General features: G+C 67.6%; 4 protein-coding genes and 2 pseudogenes. All 6 read right to left on the bottom strand.

Annotation, left to right across the window (positions count from 1 at the left end; all coding sequences use genetic code 11):
* Nucleotides 1-88: 88 nt before the first annotated feature.
* A complete protein-coding gene (locus ACYP33_RS30465; protein WP_414451358.1) occupies nucleotides 89-646 on the bottom strand; it encodes a diacylglycerol kinase in 558 nt (185 codons plus the stop codon).
* 8 nt (nucleotides 647-654) lie between these two features.
* A complete protein-coding gene (locus ACYP33_RS30460) occupies nucleotides 655-1,689 on the bottom strand; it encodes a glycosyltransferase family 4 protein (protein ID WP_414451359.1) in 1,035 nt (344 codons plus the stop codon).
* 43 nt (nucleotides 1,690-1,732) lie between these two features.
* Nucleotides 1,733-2,509, bottom strand: a pseudogene (locus ACYP33_RS30455) (UDP-2,3-diacylglucosamine diphosphatase); the annotation flags it as partial.
* A 71-nt stretch (nucleotides 2,510-2,580) separates the two neighbouring features.
* Nucleotides 2,581-2,719: pseudogene (locus tag ACYP33_RS30450) on the bottom strand (UDP-2,3-diacylglucosamine diphosphatase); the annotation flags it as partial.
* 250 nt (nucleotides 2,720-2,969) lie between these two features.
* A complete protein-coding gene (locus tag ACYP33_RS30445; protein WP_414442659.1) occupies nucleotides 2,970-3,458 on the bottom strand; it encodes an RDD family protein in 489 nt (162 codons plus the stop codon).
* Nucleotides 3,459-3,481: 23 nt separating this feature from the next.
* Nucleotides 3,482-4,064: DUF3106 domain-containing protein (locus ACYP33_RS30440; RefSeq protein WP_459624988.1), on the bottom strand; the 583-nt coding region annotated here is incomplete at its 5' end.

Genomic DNA, 4,064 nt, shown 5'->3' with positions numbered 1-4,064 from the left:
CGTATTTCGTAGCACCACTGGAACAATGGCAAATTTCCGCGCCGATCGTTGGTCGATCGGCGCGGTTGACAGGGTGCGAACGCCGGTATCAGTGGCCGGTCCAGCGCTTCACGAGCGGCCAGAGGATGAAGCCCCAGGTCGCGAGGCAGGCCACCAGCGCGACCGTCACGGCCGCGCTGCCGAGATCCTTGGCGCGCTTCGACAGCTCGTGGCGCTCCAGCGAAATGCGGTCGATCGCGGCTTCCACGCTGGAGTTCAGCAGTTCGACGATCAATACCAACAGCACCGAACCGATCAGCAGCGCGTGCGATACCGCATCGACCGGCATGAACAGGCCAAGCGGAACGAGGATCGCCGCGAGCGTCAATTCCTGACGAAACGCGCTCTCTTCGCGGATCGCCACCTGGAAGCCGTTGACCGAATGCTTGAGCGCGTACCAGGCGCGCGTCAGTCCGCGATTGCCCTTGTACGGATTCGGCGGCAGCGGCGCGAGCGGGTCGTCGGTGCCGAGCGGCTCGTGCGCGTCGCTGCCGTCATGCGCATCGTGGGAATCGTTATCGGCATGCGGATCGCGTGCCGCGGCGGCCGCGTTCAACGCGGGGCGCCGCAGCGGCGACGGTGACGGAGCGGGCGCTTTCGCGCGCATGGCAGGTTTCAAACGGCTGCGCCTTCAGGTTGGGGGCTGGCGGGTTTTTGCAGCGGCTTCAGGTGCGAGGCGAACTGTTCGGACGCGGCGCGCCACGAGAAGCGCTCGGCCCAGGCGCGCGCGGTTTCGCGATCGATCTTCAGCGCATCGAGGCAGGCCTCGCGCAGATCCTCGTTCATCGCACCGGCAGCGCCGCCGCCGAGCACGTCGACCGGGCCCGTGACCGGGTACGCGGCCACCGGCGTGCCGCAGGCCAGCGCTTCGAGCAGCACCAGCCCGAACGTATCGGTCTTGCTGGGGAACACGAACACATCGGCCGCCGCATAAACCTTGGCGAGCTCCGCCTGCGACAGCACGCCAAGATAATTCGCCTCAGGATAGCGTGATTTCAGTTCGGCAAGCGCAGGGCCTTCGCCCGCCACCCATTTCGAGCCGGGCAGGTCGAGCTTCAGGAACGCCTCGACGTTCTTCTCGATCGCCACGCGCCCCACGTACAGGAAGATCGGGCGCGCCGTGTTCAGCACCTTCGATTCCTTCGGCTCGAAGATGTCGAGATCGACGCCGCGCGTCCACAGCACCACGTTGGTAAAGCCGAACGCTTCGAGATCCTGCTTGACCACCGGCGTCGGCGCCATCACGGCGAGCGACGCGCCGTGGAACCAGCGCAGGAAGCGGTAGGTGGCCGACAGCGGAAAGCCGAAGCGCGCCTGCACGTATTCCGGAAAGCGCGTGTGATAGGCGGTCGTGAACGGCAGCTTGTGGGCGCGCGCATAGCGGCGCGCGGCCATGCCGAGCGGGCCTTCGGTGGCGATGTGCAGCGCGTCCGGGGCGAACGCGTCGACGCGCGCGCGCAGCTTGCCGTACGGGAACAGCGACAGGCGGATCTCGGGATACGTCGGGCACGGGATGGTGCGGAATTCGAGCGGCGTCAGCAATTCGACCTGGTGGCCGAGCGCCGTCAGTTCGCGCGAGGTGCTCTTCAAGGTGCGCACGACGCCGTTGACTTGCGGTTCCCATGCATCGGTGACGATCATGATCTTCATGCTGGCAGTCCTGTAGGGTGCGGGATGCGGCGAGGCAGGGGGCTCACGCGGTGGCTTTGGCCTTGCGCGAGGTGGTGACGGGCGGCGATTGCATCACCGTCCAGTAGACGATCTTCAACTCGCCTTCCATCGTTTCGACGAGCGCGGACAGGCTTTCGACCCAGTCGCCGTCGTTGCAATACAGCACGCCGTCGATGTCGCGGATCTCGGCCTTGTGGATGTGCCCGCAGACCACGCCGTCGCAGCCGCGGCGGCGCGCTTCGTCGGTCATCGCGTTCTCGAACGACGAGATGAAGTTCACGGCGTTCTTGACCTGGTGCTTCAGGTATTGCGACAGCGACCAGTACTGGAAGCCGAGCCGGCTGCGCACGCGGTTGAACCAGCGGTTCAGCAGCAGGATCAGCGTGTAGGCGCTGTCGCCGAGATAGGCGAGCCATTTGGCGTGCTGGATCACGCCGTCGAACAGGTCGCCGTGGACGATCCACAGGCGCTTGCCGGCCAGCGTGGTGTGGAACGCCTCGCCGCGCACCTGGATCTCGCCGAACGCGAGGTCGCAGAACTGGCGCGCCGCTTCGTCGTGATTGCCGGGGATATACACGACCTGGGTGCCCTTGCGCGCCTTGCGCATGATCTTCTGCACCACGTCGTTGTGCGCCTGCGGCCAGTACCAGCCCTTCTTCAGTTGCCAGCCGTCGATGATGTCGCCGACCAGGTACAGGTATTCGGAATCGTTGTGACGCAGGAAATCGAGCAGGTAGTTCGCTTGGCAGCCGCTCGTGCCCAGGTGGATGTCCGAGATCCAGATCGTGCGGTAGCGGTTCGCCGGGCCATCGGCGTCTTCCTGGTGGCCGGAGGCGGCCGACCATGGCGGCGATTCGACCGGGGAGTCGTCGTCGGCCGCGCCGGAGAGGAAGGCCGCGGCCGTCGCGCGTGCGCCGGCCGGATCTTGGAAGAAGGTAGTCGCGGACGTTTTGAGGCCCATGCATGACTCGCGCCGTGTTGGATAACCGGCATTGCGCCATGCGTCGATGACTTCGCCGTGACAGTCACGGGATGTTCTTATTACGGTCGGTCGGCGGTGCAAACCTCGCCTCGGCGCGGCCCGCGCGGCGCGTAGGGCGAGCGTGGCCGCGAGGCGGGCGGCCGGCGAAAAAGGCCGTCGGGTGCGTGATGCATCTTTGCGACAGTCGTGCGCGCCAAGGCCGATTGGTCGGACGATTGAAGCCGGTAAGGGTTGGGAGCGGCGGGGAGGTGGGCGATGCGCGAAGTCGGCGCCGGAATCAGCGCGGCACGAACACGATGCGGGTGCCCGCCAGCCGGTCGTGCGGGAACTGCCGGGCCGGATCGAGGCGCGCGGTAAGCGCCCACAGCACGATCCAGGCGGCCGTGATGGCCAGCGTGACGGGCACGGCGAAGCCCGCCAGCGGATGGAGCGCGAGCGGCGGCAGGAACCAGAGCCAGCCGAGCAGGTAGCGGAACACGGCGCGCGGCACCGTCAGCGGCGTGCCGTGCGCGGTGACCAGACGCAGCCGCCAGGTCTTCATCGGCAAGGTCTGGCCGCCGTGAGTCCAGAACCAGACGAAATACGCGCCGACCACGACGGCGATCCACATGGCGAGCAGTTGGTGATGGACGAGGCCGTTGCGCTGCTGGAGCACGAGCGCGAAGGCGAGCGCGGCGAAAAACACGATGCCGAACAGCAGCACGCCTTCGTAGACGAGCGCGGCGAGACGGCGGCCCACGCTCGGACGGGCGCCGGCTGCATCCATGGCGGGTGCGGCCGGCGCGGCGCTCACGATCCCTTGAAGATCGACGGCGCGTCGGCCGGCGAGACGGGCACTGGCGCGGGCGGCTGCTGGGTGCCCGAGGCGGCTGCGGTCGGCATGGCGGCGCTGGCCGTCGCACCCGGCTCGGCGGCCGGAGCGATCGGCGTCAGCGGCGCGTTGGCCGGATGATCGTGCGCGTTGACGAGGCGATTGATGTCGCGGTCGCTCTTGCCCGACGGCGGCGCGCTGACCACGGTGCGGCGATGGCGCTCCGCCGCGGCCAGCCGGGCCTTCTGCTCGGGCGTCAGCTTCTGGTAATCCTTCCAGGCGCGCTCGCGCGCTTGCGCGGAGAGATCCTTCGACACCTGATAGTTTTCACGCGCGACGCGCCGCTCTTCCTGCGTGAGGTTGGCCCATTGGGTCATCCGTTCATGCAGGCGTTTTTGCTCTTCGGCCGACATCTTCGGGTAACGCGCGGCGATTTTGAGCCAACGGCGCTTGCGTGCGTCGCTGAAGCTGTCCCACAGGCGCCCGACCGGGGCCAGCGCCTCATGCTGCTGCGGCGACAGCCGCGCCCACGACAGCGGGTTCGCGGCGGGGGCCAGCGTG

Source organism: Burkholderia sp. 3C, from assembly GCF_054589155.1.
The sequence above is the reverse complement of the archived record's forward strand: the minus strand, read 5'-3'. Positions and strand labels throughout refer to the sequence as shown.

Coding starts and splice junctions, on each gene's coding strand:
- ACYP33_RS30465 (WP_414451358.1), bottom strand. CDS start 646: ATGCGCGCGAAAGCGCCCGCTCCGTCACCGTCGCCGCTGCGGCGCCCC.
- ACYP33_RS30460 (WP_414451359.1), bottom strand. CDS start 1,689: ATGAAGATCATGATCGTCACCGATGCATGGGAACCGCAAGTCAACGGC.
- ACYP33_RS30445 (WP_414442659.1), bottom strand. CDS start 3,458: ATGGATGCAGCCGGCGCCCGTCCGAGCGTGGGCCGCCGTCTCGCCGCG.